The organism is Streptomyces sp. NPDC001858 (assembly GCF_053594615.1).
Genome location: NZ_JBSFEV010000003.1, coordinates 88,955 through 112,336 on the forward strand (window position 1 = coordinate 88,955; position 23,382 = coordinate 112,336).

General features: G+C 71.4%; 23 protein-coding genes and 2 pseudogenes. 17 read left to right on the top strand and 8 right to left on the bottom strand.

Translation table 11 applies throughout. The features are described from left to right. The first annotated feature begins 80 nt into the window (after positions 1 to 80). The 4 genes and pseudogenes from ACWCPF_RS05005 to ACWCPF_RS05020 form a co-directional block, all read left to right on the top strand. Positions 81 to 434 (top strand): histidine triad nucleotide-binding protein, encoded by a 354-nt coding sequence (locus ACWCPF_RS05005; protein WP_451043553.1) that lies wholly within the window; start codon positions 81 to 83, stop codon positions 432 to 434. 6 nt (positions 435 to 440) lie between these two features. Next, positions 441 to 1,346, top strand: coding sequence for a ribonuclease Z (locus ACWCPF_RS05010; protein ID WP_451043554.1), 906 nt, complete (start codon positions 441 to 443; stop codon positions 1,344 to 1,346). Positions 1,347 to 1,470: 124 nt separating this feature from the next. Continuing rightward, on the top strand, positions 1,471 to 2,460 hold the full coding sequence (locus ACWCPF_RS05015) for an adenosine deaminase (protein WP_451043555.1): 990 nt from the start codon (positions 1,471 to 1,473) through the stop codon (positions 2,458 to 2,460). 388 nt (positions 2,461 to 2,848) lie between these two features. Then, positions 2,849 to 3,967: pseudogene (locus ACWCPF_RS05020) on the top strand (RNA-guided endonuclease InsQ/TnpB family protein); the annotation flags it as partial. Between the two features lie 134 nt (positions 3,968 to 4,101). Here the strand turns inward: ACWCPF_RS05020 and ACWCPF_RS05025 are convergent. The 3 genes and pseudogenes from ACWCPF_RS05025 to ACWCPF_RS05035 all read right to left on the bottom strand — a co-directional run. After that, a pseudogene (locus ACWCPF_RS05025) lies at positions 4,102 to 4,314 on the bottom strand (ABC transporter substrate-binding protein); the annotation flags it as partial. A gap of 94 nt (positions 4,315 to 4,408) precedes the next feature. Continuing rightward, positions 4,409 to 5,668 (bottom strand): MFS transporter, encoded by a 1,260-nt coding sequence (locus ACWCPF_RS05030; protein WP_451043556.1) that lies wholly within the window; start codon positions 5,666 to 5,668, stop codon positions 4,409 to 4,411. Positions 5,669 to 5,842: 174 nt separating this feature from the next. Continuing rightward, positions 5,843 to 6,628 carry an IclR family transcriptional regulator gene (locus tag ACWCPF_RS05035; protein ID WP_451043557.1) on the bottom strand — a complete coding sequence of 262 codons (786 nt, stop codon included), beginning with the start codon at positions 6,626 to 6,628 and terminating at the stop codon, positions 5,843 to 5,845. A 183-nt stretch (positions 6,629 to 6,811) separates the two neighbouring features. Between ACWCPF_RS05035 and ACWCPF_RS05040 the strand changes: the two genes are divergently transcribed. The 10 genes from ACWCPF_RS05040 (at position 6,812) to ACWCPF_RS05085 (ending at position 16,552) form a co-directional block, all read left to right on the top strand. Further along, entirely contained in the window at positions 6,812 to 8,101 is a 1,290-nt protein-coding gene (locus tag ACWCPF_RS05040) for a glucarate dehydratase family protein (protein WP_451043558.1), read from the top strand. Between the two features lie 138 nt (positions 8,102 to 8,239). Then, complete coding sequence (locus tag ACWCPF_RS05045; RefSeq protein WP_451043559.1) at positions 8,240 to 9,469, top strand: carbohydrate kinase family protein; 1,230 nt, start codon at positions 8,240 to 8,242, stop codon at positions 9,467 to 9,469. A gap of 134 nt (positions 9,470 to 9,603) precedes the next feature. Continuing rightward, positions 9,604 to 10,662, top strand: a complete 1,059-nt coding sequence (locus ACWCPF_RS05050) for a PhoH family protein (protein WP_351917701.1) — start codon at positions 9,604 to 9,606, stop codon at positions 10,660 to 10,662. Positions 10,663 to 10,675: 13 nt separating this feature from the next. Beyond that, positions 10,676 to 11,173, top strand: a complete 498-nt coding sequence (gene ybeY, locus ACWCPF_RS05055; RefSeq protein WP_351917703.1) for an rRNA maturation RNase YbeY — start codon at positions 10,676 to 10,678, stop codon at positions 11,171 to 11,173. Continuing rightward, positions 11,170 to 12,471, top strand: a complete 1,302-nt coding sequence (locus ACWCPF_RS05060; protein WP_451043560.1) for a hemolysin family protein — start codon at positions 11,170 to 11,172, stop codon at positions 12,469 to 12,471. Before ybeY ends, ACWCPF_RS05060 begins: the two co-directional genes overlap by 4 nt. After that, positions 12,468 to 12,836, top strand: a complete 369-nt coding sequence (locus ACWCPF_RS05065) for an MmcQ/YjbR family DNA-binding protein (RefSeq protein ID WP_451043561.1) — start codon at positions 12,468 to 12,470, stop codon at positions 12,834 to 12,836. Before ACWCPF_RS05060 ends, ACWCPF_RS05065 begins: the two co-directional genes overlap by 4 nt. Further along, on the top strand, positions 12,833 to 13,186 hold the full coding sequence (locus ACWCPF_RS05070) for a cytidine deaminase (RefSeq protein WP_451043562.1): 354 nt from the start codon (positions 12,833 to 12,835) through the stop codon (positions 13,184 to 13,186). The genes ACWCPF_RS05065 and ACWCPF_RS05070 overlap by 4 nt, the downstream gene beginning before the upstream one ends. Before the next feature lie 248 nt (positions 13,187 to 13,434). Beyond that, positions 13,435 to 13,911 (top strand): hypothetical protein, encoded by a 477-nt coding sequence (locus ACWCPF_RS05075; protein ID WP_451043563.1) that lies wholly within the window; start codon positions 13,435 to 13,437, stop codon positions 13,909 to 13,911. Between the two features lie 173 nt (positions 13,912 to 14,084). Then, positions 14,085 to 15,407, top strand: a complete 1,323-nt coding sequence (locus tag ACWCPF_RS05080; protein ID WP_451043564.1) for a beta-xylosidase — start codon at positions 14,085 to 14,087, stop codon at positions 15,405 to 15,407. A 128-nt stretch (positions 15,408 to 15,535) separates the two neighbouring features. Continuing rightward, positions 15,536 to 16,552, top strand: coding sequence for a WxL protein peptidoglycan domain-containing protein (locus ACWCPF_RS05085; RefSeq protein WP_451043565.1), 1,017 nt, complete (start codon positions 15,536 to 15,538; stop codon positions 16,550 to 16,552). Here ACWCPF_RS05085 and ACWCPF_RS05090 read toward each other — a convergent pair. Both ACWCPF_RS05090 and ACWCPF_RS05095 read right to left on the bottom strand, forming a co-directional pair. Then, positions 16,446 to 16,784 carry a P-II family nitrogen regulator gene (locus ACWCPF_RS05090; RefSeq protein ID WP_451043566.1) on the bottom strand — a complete coding sequence of 113 codons (339 nt, stop codon included), beginning with the start codon at positions 16,782 to 16,784 and terminating at the stop codon, positions 16,446 to 16,448. The genes ACWCPF_RS05085 and ACWCPF_RS05090 overlap by 107 nt on opposite strands. Next, a complete protein-coding gene (locus ACWCPF_RS05095; protein WP_451043567.1) occupies positions 16,781 to 18,091 on the bottom strand; it encodes an ammonium transporter in 1,311 nt (436 codons plus the stop codon). Before ACWCPF_RS05095 ends, ACWCPF_RS05090 begins: the two co-directional genes overlap by 4 nt. A 173-nt stretch (positions 18,092 to 18,264) precedes the next feature. On the opposite strand from ACWCPF_RS05095, the gene era reads away from it, so the two are divergent. Together era and ACWCPF_RS05105 are read left to right on the top strand one after the other, a co-directional pair. Beyond that, entirely contained in the window at positions 18,265 to 19,218 is a 954-nt protein-coding gene (era, locus tag ACWCPF_RS05100) for a GTPase Era (protein ID WP_351917721.1), read from the top strand. A gap of 85 nt (positions 19,219 to 19,303) precedes the next feature. Beyond that, on the top strand, positions 19,304 to 19,717 hold the full coding sequence (locus ACWCPF_RS05105) for a cupin domain-containing protein (RefSeq protein WP_451043568.1): 414 nt from the start codon (positions 19,304 to 19,306) through the stop codon (positions 19,715 to 19,717). Here the strand turns inward: ACWCPF_RS05105 and ACWCPF_RS05110 are convergent. Further along, positions 19,604 to 20,533 (bottom strand): helix-turn-helix transcriptional regulator, encoded by a 930-nt coding sequence (locus ACWCPF_RS05110; protein ID WP_451043569.1) that lies wholly within the window; start codon positions 20,531 to 20,533, stop codon positions 19,604 to 19,606. The genes ACWCPF_RS05105 and ACWCPF_RS05110 overlap by 114 nt on opposite strands. A gap of 167 nt (positions 20,534 to 20,700) precedes the next feature. Between ACWCPF_RS05110 and ACWCPF_RS05115 the strand changes: the two genes are divergently transcribed. Continuing rightward, positions 20,701 to 21,555: an NAD-dependent epimerase/dehydratase family protein gene (locus tag ACWCPF_RS05115; RefSeq protein WP_451043570.1), complete on the top strand. Its 855-nt coding sequence runs from the start codon at positions 20,701 to 20,703 to the stop codon at positions 21,553 to 21,555. 136 nt (positions 21,556 to 21,691) lie between these two features. Here ACWCPF_RS05115 and ACWCPF_RS05120 read toward each other — a convergent pair whose 3' ends face one another. Next, positions 21,692 to 23,014 carry a GH1 family beta-glucosidase gene (locus tag ACWCPF_RS05120; protein WP_451043571.1) on the bottom strand — a complete coding sequence of 441 codons (1,323 nt, stop codon included), beginning with the start codon at positions 23,012 to 23,014 and terminating at the stop codon, positions 21,692 to 21,694. 82 nt (positions 23,015 to 23,096) lie between these two features. Then, positions 23,097 to 23,363, bottom strand: a complete 267-nt coding sequence (locus tag ACWCPF_RS05125) for a protealysin inhibitor emfourin (RefSeq protein WP_451043572.1) — start codon at positions 23,361 to 23,363, stop codon at positions 23,097 to 23,099. Between the last annotated feature and the right edge of the window lie 19 nt (positions 23,364 to 23,382).

Genomic DNA, 23,382 nt, shown 5'->3' on the forward strand with positions numbered 1-23,382 from the left:
GGGGAGCGACCAGCCCCCACCGGACCCGCACCCGACGACGCTACGATGCGCACACTTACCCGCACTACCGAGGGGACCGCATGGCAGGGGAGCCGCAGGACGACTGTCTGTTCTGCAAGATCGCCGAGGGGCACATCCCCGCGACGATCGTCCGTGAGACCGAGACGACCGTCGCGTTCCGGGACATCAACCCCCAGGCGCCCACGCACGTCCTGGTGATCCCGAAGGTGCACTACCCGACCGCCGCAGCCCTCGCCGCCGCCGAGCCGACGATCGCCGCGGACGTCCTGCGCGAGGCCCAGACCGTCGCCGACGAGGACAAGCTGGAGAGCTACCGCATCGTCTTCAACACCGGCGCCGGCGCGGGCCAGACCGTGTTCCACGCCCATGCGCACGTCCTCGGCGGCCGCGGGCTGCACTGGCCCCCCGGATAGGTCGTCGTGTCCGTACGCGAACTCGTGGTCCTCGGCACCGCCAGCCAGGTCCCGACCCGGCACCGCAACCACAACGGCTATCTGCTGCGCTGGGACGGAGAGGGCATCCTCTTCGATCCCGGCGAGGGCACCCAGCGCCAGCTGCTGCGCGCCGGGGTGGCCGCGCACGACCTCAACCGGATCTGCGTCACCCACTTCCACGGCGACCACTCGCTCGGCCTCGCCGGCGTCATCCAGCGCATCAACCTGGACCAGGTCCCGCACCCGGTCACCGCGCACTACCCGCGCTCCGGGCAGCGGTTCTTCGAGCGGCTGCGCTACTCCACCGCCTACCGCGAGACCGTCGGCATCACCGAGGCCCCGGTCGACGCGGACGGACTCCTCGCCACCGCCCCGTCCTACCGGCTCGAAGCCGTCAGGCTCTCGCATCCGGTCGAGTCCTACGGCTACCGGATCGTCGAGCCCGACGGCCGCCGCATGCTGCCCGAGCGGCTCGCCGAGCACGGCGTCAAGGGGCCGGACGTCGGCCGGATCCAACGGGAGGGCTCCCTCGGCGGCGTCTCGCTCGACGACGTCAGCGAGGTGCGCCGCGGACAGCGGTTCGCGTTCGTCATGGACACCCGGCTGTGCGAGGGGGTGCAGGCGCTCGCCAACGGCGCCGACCTGCTCGTCATCGAGTCGACCTTCCTCGACGAGGACGAACGACTCGCCGTCGACCACGGACATCTGACGGCCGGCCAGGCGGCGCGGGCGGCCCGTGACGCCGGGGTGCGGCACCTGGTCCTCACCCACTTCAGCCAGCGCTACACCGATCCCGACGAGTTCGAGCGGCAGGCGCGGGCGGCCGGGTTCGACGGCGAGCTGACCGTGGCGCACGACCTGATGCGGGTGCCGGTTCCGAAACGGCGATAGTGCGCCGTTCCGGGGACGACCCCCGGACCCCCGGCAGAAAAGCAGGTCAGCCCAGGTCGGCAGGGGTGATCGGTGCAGACACCGCAAGGCGGAATCCGAGCGGGAGCAGCCGTACGATGCTTTGATGCCTATCCCCAAAGCTGAACTGCACCTGCATATCGAAGGCACCCTGGAGCCGGAGCTGGCCTTCGAGCTGGCCGCCCGCAACGGGGTGGCGCTGCCCTACGCGGACACGGAAGCGCTCCGCAAGGCCTACGCCTTCGACGACCTGCAGTCCTTCCTGAACCTGTACTACGAGCTCATGGCGGTCCTGCGCACCGAGCGGGACTTCGAGGACCTCGCGAACGCCTACCTGGCCCGCGCCGCCGCGCAGGGCGTACGGCACGCGGAGATCTTCTTCGACCCGCAGGCCCATCTCGCCCGGGGCGTGTCGATGGGCACGGTGGTCGAGGGGCTGTGGCGGGCGCTGGGCCGGAGCGAGGCCGACCACGGGGTCTCCACCCGCCTCATCCTGTGCTTCCTGCGCGACGAGTCCGCCGCGTCGGCGCTGGAGACGCTGGAGGCGGCCAGGCCCTACCTCGACCGGATCACCGGCGTCGGACTGGACTCCGCCGAGGTCGGGCATCCGCCGGTGAAGTTCCGCGAGGTGTACGAGGCCGCGGCCGCGCTCGGGCTGCGCCGGGTCGCGCACGCCGGTGAGGAGGGGCCGCCGGAGTACATCACGCAGGCCCTCGACGTCCTCGGCGTGGAGCGCGTCGACCACGGGCTGCGGTGCATGGAGGACCCGGCGCTGGTCGAGCGGCTGGTGCGGGAGCGGATCCCGCTGACGCTGTGCCCGCTGTCCAACGTAAGGCTGCGGACCGTCGACGTCCTGGCCGACCACCCGCTGCCCGCGATGCTGGACGCCGGGCTGCTGTGCACGGTCAACTCCGACGACCCCGCCTACTTCGGCGGCTACGCGGGCGACAACTTCGACGCCGTGCGCACCGCCCTGGGCCTGACCGAGGAGCGGCTGCGCGAGCTGGCCCGCAACTCCTTCGCCGCCTCCTTCCTGGAGGACGACGAGGAGCGGCGGGCCCGGTATCTCGCCGAGGTCGACGCCTACACCTTCTGAACCGGTCGGCCGGGGTCAGGCCTGGCCGGAGGTCAGGCCCGGTGGATCCGGTCCACCTTGTCTCCTGGCAGGGCGCCCCGGCCTTCAGGACTCTGTCCTCTGCTCCAGCCCGTGCTTGATCAGGCGGGCCCGGAACAGGCTGCGCCAACGCCCCCCGGCGACACCGCAGGACGCCCCCGCGAAGGGAACGCCCCGGCAAACGCCGCATCCCCAAACAGCGGACCCAGCGCCTCACGGATCCGCACCGCGCGCGTCCCCTCGGGAAACGCCGACCGCACCACCCGAGCCGTCAACTCCGGCACCCCCAGATCAGCCCGAGGCTCCAGCGACATCCTTCTCGGCCCTCCCACGACGGCACGTCGCACAAGGTGCAGCAAACGCCCGGTACGTGTGGAACCTGGCCGTCGAGCAGCACTCGCACTGGAGCCGGGACAGCCGGGTATGCCGCCCGGACGGCACATGGGCGGGCGCCCCGTCGTTTGCCGAGCAGTGCCGTCAGCTCACCGAGGCCCGCCGCGAGAACGAGTGGCTTGGGGCCGGGAACGCCGACGTACAGCAGCAGGCGCTCAAGGACTTCGCGAAGGCCAAGAACGCCCGGTTCACCTTTGGGTTCGGTGAGCCGACCTGGCGCAAGAAGTTCCGTCACGAGGGCTTCCGCGTCATCGGCACCGATCGAGTACCCGAGTGCGAGCCCGATGGCGGCCCGAAGCTGAATGCCAAGGGCAAGCAGGTCATGGGCCGCTCCGTCCGGGTCGAGAAGCTCAACAAGCGGTGGGCGCAGGTGAAGGTGCCCGGCTGCGGCTGGGTCCGCTTCCGCCTCACCCGCCCCGTACTGCCGGACGCGAAGACGTTCCGGGTGACGCTCAAGAACGGCCAGTGGCACATCGCGTTCGCGATCGTGCCCGACCCGATCGTGGCGCCGGGCACGGGGGAGGCCATCGGCATCGACCGGGGCGTGGCCATCACCGCCGCCCTGTCGGACGGCCGCACCCTGAACTGTCCTCAGCTCACCACCCGCGAGCGGGCACAGATCCGCAAGCACCGGCGCCGCGCCGCCCGAGCCCCGAAGGGCAGCGACCTCAAGACGGCCGAATACGGCAAGGCCGCCCGCCTCAAGGCCCGTGAAGCCGACCGGCGTAAGGACTGGTGCGAGAAGACCAGCACCATGCTCGCCCGCACCTATGACCTGGTGCGGTTCGAGAAGCTGAACATCAAGACGATGACGGCGAAATCCAGGCCGAAGCCCGACCTCGACCAGCCCGGCCAGTACCTCAAGAACGGCCGCGCCGCCAAAGCCGGACTGAACCGGAGCATCCTCGCCCAAGGGTGGGGGCTGCTCCGGCAGCGCACCGAACACAAGGCACCCGGCCGCGTCGAAGACGTGCCCGCCCCCTACACCAGCCTGCGATGCAGCGCCTGCGGATGGATCGACAAGAACTCGCGCAAGAGCCAAGCCGAGTTCGAGTGTTCCTCCTGCGGCTTCACCTGCAACGCGGACACCAACGCGAGTATCAACGTCGCGGCAGGACAGGGCGGGATCCCCCGCCCCCGGCGAACAGCCGGTGCCGCAGGGGTGACAACGGCCACCAGCCGTTCGAGCGCCCGTGAACCCCGACCCGACTGGGTTGGAATCCCCCTCTTTCAAGAGGGGGAGGATGTCAACAGGATGTCGATGACGAGGGGCGTGCGCGGGCCGAAGCTCGGCAGCACGCCGTCGAGGCCGCCGACCGAGTCCAGGCCCTTGGTCATCATCAGGATGACGTCCGGCTGGGCCTGGGCGGGGGCCTCGGTGGTGATGGGCGTGAAGTGCTTGTCCAGCCCGGCTTCCGTGCCCGCGTCCACCGCGCCCGCGGCCGCCGGCTCCTCACCGCGGCGGGCTGGTACGTCCGCCGCCGGGCGAAGACGCCCCGGACCCGGTAGCCCTGGGCGGAACGCCTGAGAGCCCGTTCTACCCCCCGGACCCCGGCGAGGCGCCTGCCTGCCGGGGTCCGGCCGTGTCGTAGGCGTCGGGGGCGGACACCGCCGGGACGTCCACCTCGAACAGCTCCACGGCCGGCCGCCGCCCGGCCCCGACCCGCATCGGACGGCCGCCCGCGTGCAGCGCGACCCCGGTCATCGGCACGGCGACCACCAGCAGCGCCGCTCCCAGCACCAGGCCCATCACCGGGAACCCGGCCGAGGCCGACAGCACGCTCCCGGTCAGCGGCCCGGCCGCCGTGCCCAGCGAGCCCGCCGCCCCGACGAGCACCGCCCAGCGCCCGCGGGGGTCCAGCGAGGCGGCCAGCCCGATCAGATACGACAGGACGACCGGGTAGAGCACGTTCCAGGCGATCTCACCGGTCGCGAAACTCACCGGCCCGGTGGCCGAGGCGCTGGCCACCACACATCCGGCGATCAGGACGGTCCCGGCGCCGATCGGCACCGCCCGCCCCAGCCGCGCCCCCAGCGCCCGCGCGCCCAGCACGCCCAGCAGCCCGGCCCCCAGCGCCACCGCGAACACCGCGCCGACGGCGGCCTCGCCGAGCCCCGCCTGCGTCAGCCCGATGCGCCCGCTCACGCCCCACAGGGAGTTCTGCACGAGGGACCAGCAGGGCATGGCGGCGGCGAGCACCAGCCCGGCCCGCAGGTTGGGCAGCGGGGCGCGCTCCCGGCGCCGGGCGGCGGAAGCCGTACGGCCGGGCAGTCGCCCGGTCAGCGGCCATACGGCGAGCGAGGCCAGCGCTATGGCGGCCAGCGGCTGTCCATGGCCCGCCCCGAGGTGCGGAACCGTCAGATAGACGACCCCGGCGACCGCGGACACCCAGAGCAGGCCCAGCGTGGAGGTGCGGTGCGGGTCGGGCTCGGCGGCGATCCGGGTCGCGGCGACCGTGGTGGCCGTACCGGAGCCGAAGCCGCCGAGGACCGCGCCCGCGACGACGGCCCGTACGTCACCGGCGAGGGCGGCCCCGCCGTAGCCGAACGCGGCGAGCGCGAGCCCGGTCCGGGCCAGGGTGCGGGCGCCGATCCGCTCCACCCGGGAGGCCAGCAGGAAGCCCGCCGACGCCGAACTCAGCAGCAGCGCGCTGCCGACGGCGCCCGCCTCGGTGGCGGTCAGCGGAAGTCCGGACTCCAGCCGGCCGACCACCGTCGGCAGCAGATACGGAGCGAGATACCCGGCCGTGAACAGGGCGAGGAGGGGCCAGGGCAGGGGGGTGCGACGGGCGAACACGGGCGTTCCAAGGCATGCGAAATGAACGGCTCAGCAAGGGTGGGGCGCAGGCCGTCGACGGACAGGAACGCGCGGGCAATTTGTATCAAGCACAGAGTGCGCACAACAGCGCAGGGTGTGTGATCCGGATCACAAATTGTTTGCGGCGGGGAACGCCGGGTAAACGCCGCGCCTCTAACGCCAGTTGACCGCGCCGCCGACGCCGCCCGGCGTCGTCGCCTCGATCTTCGCCCTGATCTCCCGCATCACCGCCACGATCCGCTCCTCGTGCTCAGGCGTCAGCCGCGCCACCGGCACCGAGCAGCTGACCGCGTCCTGCGCCGGAGCGTCGTAGCGCAGTGCGAAGCCGAAGCCGACGATGCCGCTCACGCCCTCCTCGCGGTCCACCGCGTACCCGCGCGCCCGCACCTCGACGAGGTCGGCGAGCAGCGCCCCCCGGCTGGTGTGCGACCTGGGCGTCAGCGCCTCGTACGGGCCCTCGGGCAGTTCCCCGTCCGGCCGCTCCGCCAGCAGCGCCTTGCCGAGCGCGCCGACGTGCGCGGGCAGCCGCCGCCCGACCCGGCTGATCGTGCGCAGGTATTCGTGCGACTCGCGCGTCGCCAGATACGCCACGCCCCGGCCGTCCAGCCGCCCGAGGTGGATGGTCTCGCCCAGCGCCTCGGAGGCCTCGTCGAGAAAGGGCCGCACCAGCCGGACGCGCGGGTCGGAGTCGAGGTAGCCGGTGCCGGTCAGGAGGGCGTGGATGCCGATGCCGTAGAGGGAGCCGGTGACGTCCGTGCGGACCCAGCCCCGGTCGATCAGCGTCTGCAGCAGTGCGTACATCGAGCTGCGCGGCACGCCCAGTTCGTCCGCCAGCTCCTGCAGCCGGGCCGGACGGTCGGCCCGCGCCGCGAGAAGTTCCAGCAGTTCGACCGTGCGCGCGGCCGACTTCACTTCCCGGACGCCTCCTGTCTCTGACATGCGCTGAGCGTAGCCATTGACGACGGCGGTTCGCATATCTAGCCTTCATCTTCATACGTGGATAACATCTACATGGGGAGATGGGCGAGCGTGAGCCTCCCCGCTCGCCGACCCGTCGGACGGCGACCTCGCCCGGCTGAAAGCCCTGCTCACCACCGGCCTCGACCTCGTAGGAGCGGCACTGTGAACCTCACGATCGCCGACGTCCGCCTGACCCCGATCCTGGTCGCCGACCCGCCGCTGCTCAACACCCAGGGCGTGCACCAGCCGTACACCCCCCGACTGATCGTCGAGGTGGAGACCGCCGACGGCGTCACCGGCGTCGGCGAGACGTACGGCGACACCAAGTACCTCGAACTGGCCCGCCCCTTCGCCGCCAAGCTGACCGGCCGCCAGGTCAGCGATCTGAACGGGCTGTTCACGATCGCCGACGAGGTGGCCGTCGACAGCTCCCGGGTCTTCGGCCAGGTGGACGTCGGCGGACTGCGCGGCGTCCAGACCGCCGACAAGCTGCGCCTGTCCGTCGTCTCCGCCTTCGAGGTCGCCTGCCTCGACGCCCTCGGCAAGACGCTCGGCCTGCCCGTGCACGCCCTGCTCGGCGGCAAGGTCCGCGACGCCGTCGAGTACAGCGCCTACCTCTTCTACAAGTGGGCCGGCCACCCCGAGGGCGTGACCGCCGAACAGGACGACTGGGGCGCGGCCGTCGACCCCGCCGGAGTCGTCGAGCAGGCCCGGCGCTTCAAGGAGCGCTACGGCTTCACCTCCTTCAAGCTCAAGGGCGGCGTCTTCCCGCCGGACGAGGAGATCGCCGCGATCCGGGCGCTCGCCGAGGCGTTCCCCGGGCACCCGCTGCGCCTCGACCCCAACGGGGCCTGGAGCGTGGCCACTTCGCTGAGGGTCGCCGAGGACATCGGGGACGTCCTGGAGTACCTGGAGGACCCCACGCTCGGCTCGCCCGCGATGGCCGAGGTCGCCGCGAAGACCGACGTGCCGCTCGCCACCAACATGTGCGTGACCACGTTCGCCGAGATCAAGGAGGCGTTCACCCGGGACGCCGTCCAGGTCGTCCTCTCCGACCACCACTACTGGGGCGGACTGCGCAACACACAGCAACTCGCCGCGATCTGCCGGACGTTCGGGGTCGCGATCTCCATGCACTCCAACACCCACCTGGGCATCTCGCTGGCCGCCATGACCCATGTGGCGTCCACCGTCGCGGACCTCCACCACGCCTGCGACTCCCACTACCCCTGGCAGTCCGAGGACGTCCTCACCGAGCGGCTCGCCTTCGACGACGGCAAGGTCGCCGTCTCGGACGCACCGGGCCTCGGCGTCGAACTCGATCACGACCGACTCGCGCTCCTGCACCGACGCTGGCTCGACGGCGACGGCGCCCTGCGCGAACGCGACGACGCGGCGGCGATGCGCGTCGCCGACCCCGACTGGGTCACCCCGGCCGTCCCGCGCTGGTAGCCGCGCTTCACTCCCCGGCGCTTCACTCTCCAGGGGGAGGTCGCGGCGGCCGAGCCCTTGGTGCGCGTGTGACGCACGGCGGGCTGTCGGTGGCGTGGTGCACACTGGCCAGATCGGCACCACGTCAGGGAGCGCACCGTGACCGCGTCCAACGCGTCCACCGGAGAGGGACACCACCGCAGGCCCGCCAGGGCCGGCCAGAACAGGCAGGCCGGCCAGACCGGGAAGGCCGGCCCGAGCGGCCGGATCCGTCAGGCCGCCCCCCGGGAGGACGCCCGGGTCGACCCCCTGGCCGCCCGGCGCACCCCCGACGATCCGCCGTGGGACGTCTATCTCACCGGCACCGTCTTCCTCGACATCATCTTCACCGGGCTCGACTCCGCCCCGGTGCGCGGAACCGAGTCCTGGGCCCGCGGCATGGGGTCGAGCCCCGGCGGCGTCGCCAACATGGCCACCGCCCTCGCCCGCCTGGGCCTGCGCACCTCCCTCGCGGCGGCCTTCGGCGACGACCACTACGGCGAGTACTGCTGGGACGCCCTTGAACAGGGCGAGGGCATCGACCTCAGCCCCTCCCGCTCGGTCCCGGGCTGGCACTCCCCGGTCACCGTCTCCATGGCCTACGAAGGCGAGCGGACGATGGTCTCCCACGGCCACGAACCGCCCCCCGAGGCCGCGCTCGTCCCCGACGCGGCCCCCCAGTGCCCGCCCCCCGCCCGCGCCGCCGTCGCCTCCCTCACCCCCGGCAAACGCGCCCCCTGGATCGAACAGGCCGCCCGCCGCGGCACCCGCATCTTCGCCGACGTCGGCTGGGACGACACCGGCGCCTGGGACCTGGCCGGCCTCGCCGACCTGGAGCACTGCGAGGCCTTCCTGCCCAACGCGGAGGAAGCCATGAACTACACCGGCGCGACCTGCCCCCGGGCCGCCGCCCACGCCCTCACCGAACACGTACCGCTCGCGGTCGTCACGCTCGGCGCGGAGGGCGCGTACGCGGTGGACCGCGAGACCGGCGAGAGCGCCGAGGTCCCGGCCATCGCCGTCGAGGCCCTCGACCCCACCGGCGCCGGGGACGTCTTCGTGGCCGGCTTCGTCACCGGCACCCTGGCCGGCTGGCCGCTCGCCGACCGACTCGCCTTCGCCGGCCTCACGGCCGCCCTCTCCGTCCAGGAGTTCGGCGGCTCGCTCTCCGCCCCCGGCTGGAACGAGCTCGCGGCCTGGTGGCGCAGGGTCCAGTCGGTCGAGGGCCAGGACCCCGAGGCGCTGCGCCGGTACGCGTTCCTCGCGGACCTGGTCCCGGCGGCGGAGCGGGTCACCCCGTGGCCGCTGCGCAGAGCCGTCCCGACGATCGGTTTCGGCCGCTCGGCATAGGGCCCGCGCGGTCACAGGACCGGCGAAAACTCCTACGGCGTTGTCAGTGCCCTGGCGTACGCTAGAACTCGCCAGGCCGCCCTCGTGGCAGGCGAGACGCATCCGGGAGGACGTAGAGGCCCTCGGGCCGGCCTATGACTCAGACACCCACAGCTCACACGCCCGCGCAGGGCAAGGCGAGAGCACAGTTCACCGTTCCCGCCCAGCACCCCATGGTGACCGTGCTGGGATCCGGAGACTCCCTCCTGCGCGTGATCGAGACGGCCTTCCCGGCGGCTGACATCCATGTCCGGGGCAATGAGATAAGCGCAGTCGGCGAACCACGGGAAGTCGCCCTCATCCAGCGCCTGTTCGACGAGATGATGCTGGTGCTCCGCACCGGGCAGCCGATGACGGAGGACGCAGTGGAACGCTCGATCGCCATGCTGCGAGCGAGCGAGAACGGGACGAGCGACGGCCAGGAGACCCCGGCCGAAGTGCTCACACAGAACATCCTGTCCTCGCGCGGCCGCACGATCCGCCCCAAGACCCTCAACCAGAAGCGGTACGTCGACGCGATCGACAAGCACACGATCGTCTTCGGCATCGGCCCCGCGGGCACCGGCAAGACCTACCTGGCCATGGCCAAGGCGGTCCAGGCCCTCCAGTCCAAGCAGGTCACCCGCATCATCCTGACCCGCCCCGCGGTAGAGGCCGGCGAACGCCTCGGCTTCCTCCCCGGCACCCTCTACGAAAAGATCGACCCGTACCTGCGCCCCCTGTACGACGCCCTCCACGACATGCTCGACCCGGACTCGATCCCCAAGCTCATGGCCTCGGGAACGATCGAGGTGGCACCGCTGGCGTACATGAGGGGAAGGACTCTGAACGACGCCTTCATCATTCTGGACGAGGCTCAGAACACGAGTCCTGAGCAGATGAAGATGTTTTTGACGCGGCTCGGGTTCGAGTCGAAGATCGTGATCACGGGTGATGTGACGCAGGTGGACCTGCCGAACGGGACCAAGTCGGGGCTGCGGCAGGTGCAGGAGATCCTGGAGGGGCTGGACGACGTCCACTTCTCCCGGTTGTCGTCCCAGGATGTCGTCCGGCACAAGCTGGTCGGCCGTATCGTCGACGCGTACGAGAAGTACGACAGTGAGAACGGTACGGAGAACGGCACCCACAAGGGCGGCCGGAACAAGCGGAAGTAGACAAGCCAGCACCATGTCGATCGACGTCAACAACGAGTCCGGAACCGAGGTCGACGAGCAGGCGATCCTCGACATCGCCCGCTACGCGCTCGCGCGGATGCGTATCCACCCGCTCTCCGAGCTCTCGGTGATCGTCGTGGACGCCGACGCCATGGAGCAGCTGCACATCCAGTGGATGGATCTGCCCGGTCCGACGGATGTCATGTCCTTCCCGATGGACGAGCTGCGGCCGCCGTCGAAGGACGACGACGAGCCTCCGCAGGGGCTGCTCGGCGACATCGTGCTGTGTCCGGAGGTCGCCGAGCGGCAGGGCAAGGAAGCGCCCACGCAGCACTCCATGGACGAGGAGCTCCAACTGCTCACCGTCCACGGGGTGCTGCACCTGCTCGGGTACGACCACGAGGAGCCCGACGAGAAGGCCGAGATGTTCGGCCTTCAGGCGGCCATCGTGGACGGGTGGCGGGGTGAGAAGGGCATGACCGGGCCGTCGCCGGCGCCGACCGTGTCATGAGCCTCGGTCTCGTCTCCGGCGCGATCGCCCTGGTCGTCGTCGCCTGGCTCGCCGCCTGTGCGGAGGCGGGCCTCGCGCGGGTGTCCAGCTTCCGCGCCGAGGAGGCCGTGCGGTCGGGCCGACGCGGCAGCGCCAAGCTCGCGCAGGTCGCCGCCGACCCGACCCGCTATCTCAACGTGGCGCTGCTGGTCCGCGTCGCCTGCGAGATGGCGTCCGCCGCGCTGGTCACCTACGCCTGTCTCAAGGAGATCCACGGCACGACCCCGGCGCTGCTCGCCGCGATCGGCGTGATGGTCCTGGTGTCGTACGTCGCCGTGGGCGTCTCCCCGCGCACCATCGGCCGCCAGCACCCGCTGAACACGGCGACGGCGGCCGCGTACGTGCTGCTGCCGCTGGCGCGGATCATGGGCCCGATCCCCTCGCTGCTGATCCTCATCGGCAACGCGCTCACGCCCGGCAAGGGTTTCCGCCGGGGCCCCTTCGCCTCCGAGGCGGAGCTGCGCGCGCTGGTCGACCTCGCCGAGAAGGAGTCGCTGATCGAGGACGACGAGCGCCGCATGGTGCACTCGGTCTTCGAGCTGGGCGACACGCTGGTGCGGGAGGTGATGGTGCCGCGGACCGATCTGGTGGTGATCGAGCGGTACAAGACCATCCGGCAGGCGCTCACCCTCGCCCTGCGGTCCGGTTTCTCCCGCATACCCGTGAGCGGGGAGAGCGAGGACGACATCGTCGGGATCGTGTATCTGAAGGACCTGGTCCGCAAGACGCACATCAGCCGGGATGCGGAGAGCGAGCTGGTGTCGACGGCGATGCGGCCGGCCGCGTTCGTCCCGGACACCAAGAACGCCGGCGATCTGCTGCGGGAGATGCAGCAGGAGCGCAATCACGTCGCGGTGGTGATCGACGAGTACGGCGGCACCGCCGGCATCGTCACCATCGAGGACATCCTGGAGGAGATCGTCGGCGAGATCACCGACGAGTACGACCGCGAGCTGCCGCCGGTGGAGGAGCTCGGCGACGACCGGTACCGGGTGACCGCCCGCCTCGACATCACGGACCTCGGCGAGCTGTACGGCCTGGAGGAGTACGACGACGAGGACGTGGAGACGGTCGGCGGGCTGCTGGCCAAGGCCCTGGGCCGGGTGCCGATCGCCGGGGCGTCGTCCGCGGTGGAACTGCCCGACGGGCGCAAGCTGCGGCTGACGGCGGAGGCCGCGGCCGGCCGTCGGAACAAGATCGTGACGGTGCTGGTGGAGCCGGTGACCGCGGCCGAGCAGCAGGAGGAGAAGCCGGAGTGAGTCCGGACGAGCTGCGGGCGCTGTGCCTGTCCTTCGAGGCGGCCGAGGAGGATTTTCCCTTCCGGCCGGAGATCTCCGTCTTCAAGGTGCTGGGCAAGATGTTCGCGCTGAGCTGGATCGACCAGCGGCCCCTGAAGGTCAACCTGAAGTGCGACCCGGACGACGCGGTGCGGCTGCGTGCCGAGCATCCCGGGCTGATCGCCCCCGGGTATCACATGAACAAGCGGCACTGGAACACGGTGACCGTCGACGGGGAGCTTCCGGAGCGGCTGATCCGCGAGCTGGTCGAGGACTCGTACGACCTGGTGGTGGCCGGGCTGCCGAGGATGGAGCGGTTGAAGCTCGACCGTATGCTCGGGGGATGACCGACAGCAACGCGCTCGATCCCGAGGACCGCAAGATCGTCACCCTGGCCCGTTCCGCGCGGGCCCGTAACGGTGTGCCCGAGGGGGCTGCCGTGCGGGACGAGACGGGACGTACGTATGTCGCCGTGACGGTGGATCTGCCGTCGCTGCATCTGAGCGCGTTGCAGACGGCGGTGGCGATGGCGGTGGCTTCCGGGGCGGAGTCGCTGGAGGCGGCGGCCGTGGTGACCTCGGCGGAGGCGGTTCGCGACGCGGATCTGAGCGTCGTACGGGATCTCGGCGGGGCGGGGACTCTGGTGCACGTCGCTTCGCTGGACGGGACTGTGCGGCTCACCGTTTCCGCCGGCTGACGTCCCAGGGGGGCTCCGCCCCCCTGGCCCCCCCATCGCCCACCATCCCACCCGACTCGGTCAGTCACATGCGCACCGACCGGACTTCGGCCGGTTTTCGGCCTTGCCGTCCTCCCGTCCCCCACGCATCAATGGGACCGTAAATTCCGACGGACCGTCAGATTCACCCCCCACCGGCACCGGTGTCCGCACCCACCGTTCCGTCTCGGCCGTCCGTCTCCCCACAGTAAAAAAGGAGCCGGAACTCCATGAGAGTCAAACGAATCGGATCAGGTGCGGCAATGCTGGCCGGGGCCCTCGCGGTCACCGGGCTGGCGTTCGCGCCGTCTGCCGCAGCCGTCGCACCGACGACGGCGACCGTCACCGCGAGCTGCGGTCTGTTCGGCGGCGGAGCCGCCACCCTCACGGCCACCCAGACCGGTACCGCGGCCACCATCACCTTCACCTCGACCGCGGTCACCGCGCCGATCCAGCTCAACGCCAACAGCATCTCCTCGACGCTCACGATGGCGAACTCCACCGGACCCAACAGGGTCTTCACCGGCACGGCGAACCCGCTCATGCCGATCAACTCCCCGATCACCGTCGGACCGCTCAACGGGACCGTGGCCTCCGGTGACTCGCTGAACTTCCTCGGGGGCTCCCTGAAGATGGTCGTCTTCGGGATCACCGTCACCTGTACGACGAGCTCGACGCAGTTGCCCGGACCGTTCGTGTACAGCTGATAGCGGTCGGGAACTGAGCACGCGGACCGTCGGTTTCCGTACGGGACCAGGAAGCTGACGGTCCATCAGTTCATCTCGCCGTTTTTATTGACTTCTCGCGCGATCCGCATCTCAATGCCCCCTGTCGGCGCAGAAGAGCCGCTGCGCCCGCACCCTGGAGGAGGGGGCAAAACATGGGTTCACCCCGAAGGTCCCGAAGACGGCGCTGGGCATCGCTGCTCGGGGCCACCGCGCTCGCAGTCACCGCGGGCGGGGCGCTGGCACTTCCGGCCGGCGCCGCCACCAACGTGAACTTCCCGACGCACTGTGTGCCGCCGCCGCTGGCGGGTCTCCCGCCGATCGACGGCACCACGACCGCGAAGATCACGGTGGACAACACCAGCCCCGAGGTCGGCGACACCGTCGCCGTCACCTACACCGTGGTCACGCCCGCCGCCAACAACCCCACCGCGCTCGACCTGCCGGCCGACATCATGACGCCGACGGGCATGGTCGCCCTCGGCGGCGCGCAGACCGGCAACGTCACCGTCGCGGGACCGAGGAGCAATCCCCCGGTGCCCGGCCTGGGCGTCTTCCCGTCATTCTCGATGACCGGCACGTTCACGGTCACCTCGCCCGGCGCGATCACCCTCTCGCCCGGCGACTACAACATCCACACCAGCTACATCCTCGAGCTGGACACTCCTTGCACCGTGACCAATCCGCCCGCCCCGGTGTCGGAGACGATCACGGCGACGGCCAACCCGCCGGCCAACACCCGGGCCATCTCCCTGGGTTCGGCCTCGGGGTCGCCGGGCGCGGCCGTCGCCGTCACCGGCAGCGGCTTCACGCCGGGGGCGTCGGTCACGTTGGCCGGGCGTTCCGGGGCGACCCAGACCGCGGACACGGCGAGCGTGGTCGCGAACGGGCAGGGGAACATCTCGGGCTCGCTCGTCGTCAGCGACCTCACCACGACCGGTGTGGTGGCGTACGAGGGCGGTGCCTGGGACTCGGCCGTGGGCGCCGGTCCGGTCGCCTACGTGGTCATCAACGACCAGCCCATACCCGAGGGCAGTCAGCAGCTGACCACCGCGGTCCGGCCGGGCATCCTGTCGATGTCCCAGGCCGGGGACTCCGTGACGATGTCCACCGTGGACCTCGGCTCGGGTCAGGCCTCGACGGGGGCGCTCAACGCGGTGACGGTCAAGGACTTCCGCGGCGGACCCGCGGGCTGGTCCCTGACCGGCAAGGTCACCGACTTCAGCGGACCCGGCGCCACGATCGCCGCCGACAAGCTGAGCTGGACGCCTGCCTGCACCACCAAGGCGGGCAGCCCGAGCACCTGTCAGGCCGGGTCGTCCGGAGTCGTGGGCAGTGCGGGGGCGACCCTGGCGTCCACCTCGAACGCGACGGTCGCCGGCGGTGAGTTCACCGCGAACGCCGGACTCTCCCTCGACGTACCGGCGTTCACGCCCGCGGGCACGTACTCCGGCATTCTCACCCTCACGCTCAGCTGACCCCTCACGATCGGCCGAGCGCACGCACCACGTCCACCGGTGGCCGGGCGCCCGCCCCACAGGTCCGCACCCGCCCGTCCCCCGTCTGCCCGTCCGCCAACGCAGCCCGTACGTGGGGGTCCGCACCCATGCGCAAGCCGTATGTCCTCCTCCTGCCGCTACTCCTGCTTCTGTTGTCCGCCGCGCCGTCCGCCCACGCCGCCGACAACGGCAGCTGGTCCGTCTACCCGGTCTCCTCGGCCGTCGCCGCACGGCCCTACTTCTACGTCTCCGCCGATCCGGGGCAGACGATCACCGACAAGGTCGTCGTCGCCAACAAGACGGCCGAGCCCCTGACCTTCCGGCTGTACGCGGCCGACGCCTACAACACCGAGCGCGACGGCGGGTTCGCCGTGAAGTCGGCGGAGGAGCGGATGCTCGGCGTGGGCGCGTGGGCCGTGCTGTCCAAGGACCGGGTCACCGTGCCCGCCGGCAAGACGGTCACCGTGCCGTTCACCGTCGGGGTGCCCGAGGGCGCCGAGCCCGGCGACCATCCGGGGGCGATCGTCGCCCTCGACGAACGCGTCGCCGACGGCGGCGGCAGCGTCGCCCTCGGGGTGCAGCGGGCGGTCGCCGCCCGGGTCTACCTCTCGGTCGGCGGTCCCAAGCTCCCCGCGCTCGCCGTCGAGGACGTCCGCATCAGCCATCATCAGCCACTGGTCCCCGGCCTGGGCGACAGCACGGCGACGATTCTCTACACCCTGCACAACACCGGCAACGTCACCCTCGAACCGAAGGTGGAGCTGACGGCGCAGGGGCTGTTCGGCCGCACCCTGCTGACCCGGAAACTCACCAAGATCCCGTCCCAGCTGCTCCCGGGCCAACGCGTGCACCTCACCGAACGCTGGCAGGGCGCGCCCCAACTCGACTGGGCGGACGTGAAGGTGACGGCCAGCGCCACGGACACCGAGGAGTCGGCGACCGCGTCGTTCGTGGCGGTGCCGTGGCTGGTGGTGACGGTGGTGTTCGTGGCGGGCGGGCTGGCGGGGGCGCTGTTCGTCAGAGCGCGTCGGGGCCGCGCTCGCCCGTCCGGACCCGAACGACCGTCTCGACCGGCAGTGCCCACACCTTTCCGTCGCCGATCTTCCCCGTCCGTGCGGCCTTGACGACCGCCTCGATGACCGCCTCGGAGTCCGCGTCGTCGACGACGACCTCGATACGGACCTTGGGCACGAGGTCGACCTGGTACTCGGCGCCCCGGTACACCTCGGTGTGGCCGCGCTGGCGGCCGTAGCCGCTGGCCTCGGTCACGGTCATGCCGTGCACGCCGAGCTCCTGCAGGGCCGTCTTGACCTCGTCGAGGCGGTAGGGCTTGACGATCGCGGTGATGAGCTTCATGCCTGGGGCTTGACCTTCTGAGCGGAGGGGACGACGGACGCGCTGACCGGGGCGCCGTGGCCCAGGACGCCGTGATCGTATGCCGTCTCGGCGTGCACCGTAAGGTCCAGGCCGGTGTGCTCGTGCTCCTCGTCCGCCCTCAAGCCGATCGTCTTGTCGAGCAGCTTGCCGATGCCGTACGTGACGGCGAAGGCGTACGCGGCGACGGCGATCACCGCGACGGACTGCTTGCCGAGCTGGCCGAGTCCGCCGCCGTAGAGGAGGCCCTCGGCGCCGCCGGTCATGGTGTCCACCGCGAAGACGCCGATGAGGAGCGTGCCGATGACGCCGCCGACCAGGTGGACGCCGACGACGTCGAGCGAGTCGTCGTAGTTCAGCTTGAACTTCCAGCTCACCGCGTAGGAGCAGACGACGCCGGCGGTGAGGCCGACGACCAGCGCGCCCAGCAGCGAGACCGAACCGCAGGACGGGGTGATGGCCACCAGGCCCGCGACCGCGCCGGAGGCCGCGCCCAGCGTCGTCGGGTGGCCGTCGCGCTTCTGCTCGACGAAGAGCCAGCCCAGCAGACCGGTGCAGCCGGCGGCGAGGGTGTTGAGGAAGGCGGCGGCCGCGAGGCCGTTCGCGCCGAGGGCCGAGCCCGCGTTGAAGCCGAACCAGCCGAACCAGAGCAGACCCGCGCCCATCATCACCATCGGGAGGTTGTGCGGCCGCATCGCGTCCTTCTTGAAGCCGAGCCGCGGGCCCAGGACCAGGCACAACGCCAGCCCGGAGGCGCCGGAGGCGACCTCGACCGGCAGTCCGCCCGCGAAGTCCAGCGCGCCCAGGCCGTCCAGGATCCAGCCGCCCGGGCCCCAGACCCAGTGGGCGACGGGAACGTATACGAGGAGCGCCCAGAGGGGTACGAAGACCAGCCAGGCCCCGAATTTCGCCCGGTCCGCGATCGCGCCGCTGATCAGCGCGGCCGTGATGATCGCGAAGGTGAGCTGGAAGGTGGCGAAGAGCAGGGTGGGGACCGTGCCCTGGACGCTGTCCGGGCCGATGCCCGCCATGCCCGCGTGTTTCAGGCCGCCGATGAGACCGCCGAAGGCGTCGTCGCCGAAGGCGAGGGAGTAGCCGGCGGCCAGCCACACCACGGTGACCAGTGCGATCGACACGAAGCTCATCATGAGCATGTTGAGGACGCTCTTCGTGCGGACCATGCCGCCGTAGAAGAGGGCCAGTCCCGGGGTCATCAGCAGGACGAGGGCGGTGGCGGCGAGCAGCCAGGCGGTGTCGCCGGTGTTCGCTTGGGCGGCGGCCAGAGTCACGGGGTCTCCAACGATGCGGGGGCTCGTCAGAGGGTCACCGGTTCCGGTTTCGGGTCGCGTACAGGGATGTTTCCATGACGTTTCGTTGCGTGGAGGTTTCCGGGAGCTCACCGCGGGGGGTGCTGCCGCTCGTGTGTGCGGCGGGGCCCGGTGGATCAGGGAGAATGGGCGGCATGAGCGTTCGTAACCAGTCATCCGAGCAGCCGGCCGAGGCCCCTCACCGCGCCGGCTTCGCCTGCTTCGTGGGCCGCCCCAACGCGGGCAAGTCCACCCTCACGAACGCTCTGGTCGGGAAGAAGGTGGCGATCACCTCGAACCGTCCGCAGACCACGCGGCACACCGTGCGGGGCATCGTGCACCGCCCGGAGGCGCAGCTGATCCTGGTCGACACCCCGGGGCTGCACAAGCCGCGCACGCTGCTCGGCGAGCGGCTGAACGACGTCGTGCGCGCCACCTGGGCCGAGGTCGACGTCATCGGCTTCTGTCTGCCCGCCAACGAGAAGCTGGGCCCCGGCGACCGGTTCATCGCCAAGGAGCTGGCCGGGATCAAGCGGACCCCGAAGGTCGCGGTGGTCACCAAGACCGACCTGGTGGACTCCAAGACGCTCGCCGAGCAGCTGATCGCGCTCGATCAGCTCGGCAAGGAGCTGGGCTTCGAGTGGGCGGAGATCGTGCCGGTCTCGGCGGTCGGCGACCAGCAGGTCGAACTGCTGGCCGACCTGCTGATCCCGATGCTGCCGGAGAGCCCGCCGCTCTACCCCGAGGGCGATCTGACGGACGAGCCCGAGCAGGTCATGGTCGCCGAGCTGATCCGCGAGGCGGCGCTGGAGGGCGTCCGGGACGAGCTCCCGCACTCCATCGCGGTGGTCGTCGAGGAGATGCTGCCGCGCGAGGACCGCCCGGCGGACCGGCCGCTGCTCGACATCCACGCGAACATCTACATCGAGCGCACCAGCCAGAAGGGCATCATCATCGGCCCGAAGGGCAAGCGCCTCAAGGACGTCGGCATCAAGTCCCGCAAGCAGATCGAGGCGCTCCTCGGCACCCCCGTCTTCCTGGACCTGCATGTGAAGGTCGCCAAGGACTGGCAGCGCGACCCCAAGCAGCTGCGCAAGCTGGGCTTCTGAGCGGAGCCTCACCGGCCACGGCGTCACAAACAACAGGGCGGTTCGGTCGTTACCAACAGACAGTCTTTTCTGCTGGAGGAACACCATGAGCGACCACTCGCACCTGCCCCCGGGCATCAAGATCATCACGACCAGGCCGGGGGCGGGCGCACTCGTTCCGGCCGACGCCGAGGCTCGGTGCGTCAAGCTCACCTTTGCGCCCGGCGACCCGGGCGCGCCCCCGCACCGGCACCCCGGGCCGATCTTCGGTTATGTGACCGAGGGCGAGATCCTCTTCGAGTTGGAAGGGCAGGCGCCCCATGTGCTCAAGGCCGGTGACGCCGTCTTCGAGCCCGGCGGCGACGTCATCCACTACGTGGGCGGCAACAACCTCGCGGACGCGCAGTCAGAGATCGTGGTGACCATGTTCGCGCCGCCCGGCACCCCGCTGCTGACCGTGGTCAGCGCGGAGGAACTGGCCGAACGACGCCACCTGCGGTTCGACCCCTCCGCCGGCTGACAGCGCCCTCAGCAGCTGCAGCCGCTCATGCGCCCGCGTGCCCGGGCGGGCCGAGTGGATGACCAGGAGCTGATGGTGTTCGTGGCTGAGCAGGACCTCGCAGTCCAGGTCCAGCAGACCCACCGAGGGGTGTTGGAAGCGCTTGGTCGCCCGATGGCGCAGGGCGACCTCGTGCTCCTCCCACAGGCGGGCGAACTCCTCGCTCCCGGCGCGTAGTTCGGCGACCAGGGCCGCCGGTTCCGGGTCCTCGGGGCGGGCGGCCGTCACCGCGCGGAGGTTGGCGACGACCGCGCGGGCGTGCTCGGGCCGGTCCTCCTCGGGGAACAGCTCGCGCGCGCCCGGGTCGAGGAAGTAGCGGCGGGCGAGATTGCGCTCGCGCCGGGGGCGGGACATCACATCGAGGGTCAGGGCCCGCGCCATCGCGTTCTGGGCGAGCACCTCCGCGCAGTCGGTCACCACCTGCGCGGGGGTGTCGTGCAGCCGGTCCAGGATCAGCAGCAGACCGGGCTGGACATGCGCCGACGCCGTCTCCCGGCGCGGGGGCTCCGCGCCGACCAGGTGGAACAGATGGTCGCGCTCGTCGGCGGTGAGCCGCAGCGCGCGGGCCAGCGCGGTCAGCGTCTGACGGGACGGACACGGGCCCCGGCGCTGCTCCAGCCGGGTGTAGTAGTCCACCGACATGCCCGCCAGCTGTGCCACCTCCTCGCGGCGCAGCCCGGGTGTACGGCGCCGGGGGCCGGCCGTCAGGCCCACGTCCGGCGGGGTCAGCCGGGCGCGGCCACGGCACAGGAAGTCGGCGAGTTCGGCGCGGTTCACGCTTCCAGCGTGCGGGAGCCCGCCCGGCTTATCCAGGGTCTGCCGATCCCCCGATCGACGGGTCTCTCCCGGTCGCCGCGGATCCGGCCCAGGGTTGCAGACGCCGGATCGGGCTCGACGAGGTCGGGCTCCAGGAGTTCGGCCTCGATGATCGCGAGGAGACGAGCATGCTGACGCTGGTGACGGGGACGACGGGACAGGTCGGCAGGCGGTTCGCGCCGCGGCTGCTGGCGCAGGCCGCGCCGGGGGACCGGGTGCGGGTGCTGGTGCGCGACGCGGCGCGCGGGGAGCGGCTCGCGGAGCTGGGCGCCGAGGTCGTGGTGGGGGACCTGCGGGACGAGGAGGCGCTGGGCAAGGCGGTGGCCGGGGCGGACGCGGTGGTGAACGTCGCGGCGTCCTTCCGGGGCGTGCCGGACGAGGAGGCGTGGGCCGTCAACCGGGATGCGGCGGTGGCCCTGGGGCGGGCCGCGCAGTCCTCGGGGGTGCGGCGGTTCGTTCAGGTCAGCACGGGACTGGTGTACGGCCTGGGGCGGGGCCGCCCGCTGACCGAGGACGACGAGAGCCGGCCCGGCGGCGAGATGTGGGGCGCCTACACCGAGTCGAAGGCGGCGGCCGAGCGGGAACTGCTCGCCCTGGCTGGGCTGGACGTGCGCGTGGGCCGGCTCGTCTTCGTCTACGGCGAGGGAGATCCGCATCTCGCCCAGTCCCTGATGTGGGCCCGTGACTGGGCGTCGTCCCAGCGGCTGCAGATGGTCCACCACGCGGACGTCGCCCAGGGCCTGCTGCGTCTGCTGCACGCGCCGGGGGTCGGCGGCCGGATCTACAACATCGCCGACGACGCCCCCGTCACGGCGCTCGAACTGCACCTGCTCAACGGTGTCGAGGCGCCCGCCGACCTGCACACCCGGACCGACCCCGACCCGTGGCGCGGGGTCGTGTCCACCGAGCGGATCCGCCGGGACCTGGGCTTCCGCCCGATCCACCCGTCGGTCTGGTCGGCCCGGGACGCGGGGGCGCTGTGAGCGGGTCGGGCGAAGTCGGCCACGGTTCGGCAGCGCCCGGAAGGGGCGCGGGGCGCTGACATCTGCGGCTCCGCCGCGATGGGGGTCCCCGCTCAGCCCGCGGGTCAGCCGTCGTCGTCGCTGGGCCTGAAGGCCGTCATCGCCGGCTCTGCAGGACGTCCCGGAGCCAGGCGTACGACGCCTTCGGGGTGCGCCGGAGCGTCTCGTAGTCGACGTGGACCAGGCCGAAGCGGCGCGCGTACCCTTCCGCCCACTCGAAGTTGTCCAGCAGCGACCAGACGAAGTAGCCGCGCACGTCGACGCCCGCCTCGACCGCCCGGTGCAGGGCGCGGAGGTGGCCGTCCAGGTAGGCGATGCGCTGCTGGTCGTCGACGCCCTCGTAGGAGCAGCCGTTCTCCGTGATGACGACCGGCGGGAGGCGGTCGCCGTAGCGGTCCTTGAAGGTGGTGAGCAGTTCGGTCAGGCCCTCGGGGACCACCGGCCAGCCGAAGTCCGTCACCGGGACGCCCTCGATCTGCTGGACGGAGAAGGGGAGTTCGGCCGGGATGGTGATCCCGCCGAACTCGATCTCGGCGCCCTGCGGGGCGCCCACCTTCGTCGGGGCGTAGTAGTTGACGCCGTACCAGTCGAGCGGCTCGGAGATCGTCTTGAGGTCGGCGGCCACGTCGCCCGGCATCAGCTCGCCGAGCCCGTCCGGGTATGCGCCGAGCAGGACCGGCTCCGCGAACAGTTTGTTCAGCAGGAGGTCGTAGAACGCGGCCGCCTCCAGGTCGGCGGGTTCCCGGGAGGCCGGCCAGGTCGGGCCGTGCGAGTTGGCGATGCCGATGTCGCCGGCGCCGGCCGCGCGCAGGGCCTGGACGGCGAGGCCGTGCCCCAGCAGCTGGTGGTGGGCGGCCGGGAGCGCGTCGAACAGGAGCTGCTTGCCGGGGGCGTGGGTGCCGAGGGCGTGGCCCAGCAGGGTGTGCTCGGCGGGTTCGTTGATGGTGATCCACTTGTCCACCCGGTCGCCGAGGCGGCCGACGACCGTCGACACGTACTCGGCGAACCGGGCGGCGGTGTCCCGCTCCAGCCAGTCGAGTCCGGCCGGCAGGTCCCAGTGGAAGAGGGTGGGGACCGGGCGGACGCCGGCGCCCCGCAGTTCGTCGACGAGACGGTCGTAGAAGTCCAGGCCGCCGGGGGAGTTCACCCGGGGCCAGGAGATCGAGAAGCGGTAGGCGTCCACGCCGAGCCCCTTGAGCAGGGCGACGTCCTCGGGATAGCGGTGGTAGTGGTCGCAGGCCACCGCCGCCGTCGAGCCGTCCTTCACATGCCCCGGCTCGGCCGTGAACGTGTCCCAGACGGACGGCTCGCGCTCGTCGACCGCGCCCTCGATCTGGTGGGCCGAGGTGGACACACCCCACAGGAAGCCGGCCGGGAACTGGGGGATCGGGTGCGCCGCGTCGCGCGGATCGTTCGCCATGGGCGGGATCATCCTTACCGATCGGTAAGGAAGTCAACGGCCGGGCGGGAAGTGCGGGTTGCCCGCCCGGTCAGGCACCCGGTCAGGCGCCTTCCTTCAGCACCCGCGAGACCAGCCTGCGCTGCTCCTCGGTGAGCTGGGGGTCGGCCGCGTACACCGTCTTCCCGTCGATCGTGATCTCGTACGCGAACCCGTCCGGGACGCCGACCGGAGGGGAGCGGTGGCCGGCCGCGAGGACCCGCTCCGCCAGCGACTCGAACTCACGGGCATCGGGCCGCCCCGAGGTCTCCACCCCGGCGCGGCGCTCGATGCCCGCGAACCCGCCCGTGCGTGCTACCTGAATACGCATGGGTCCCTGTCTATTACGG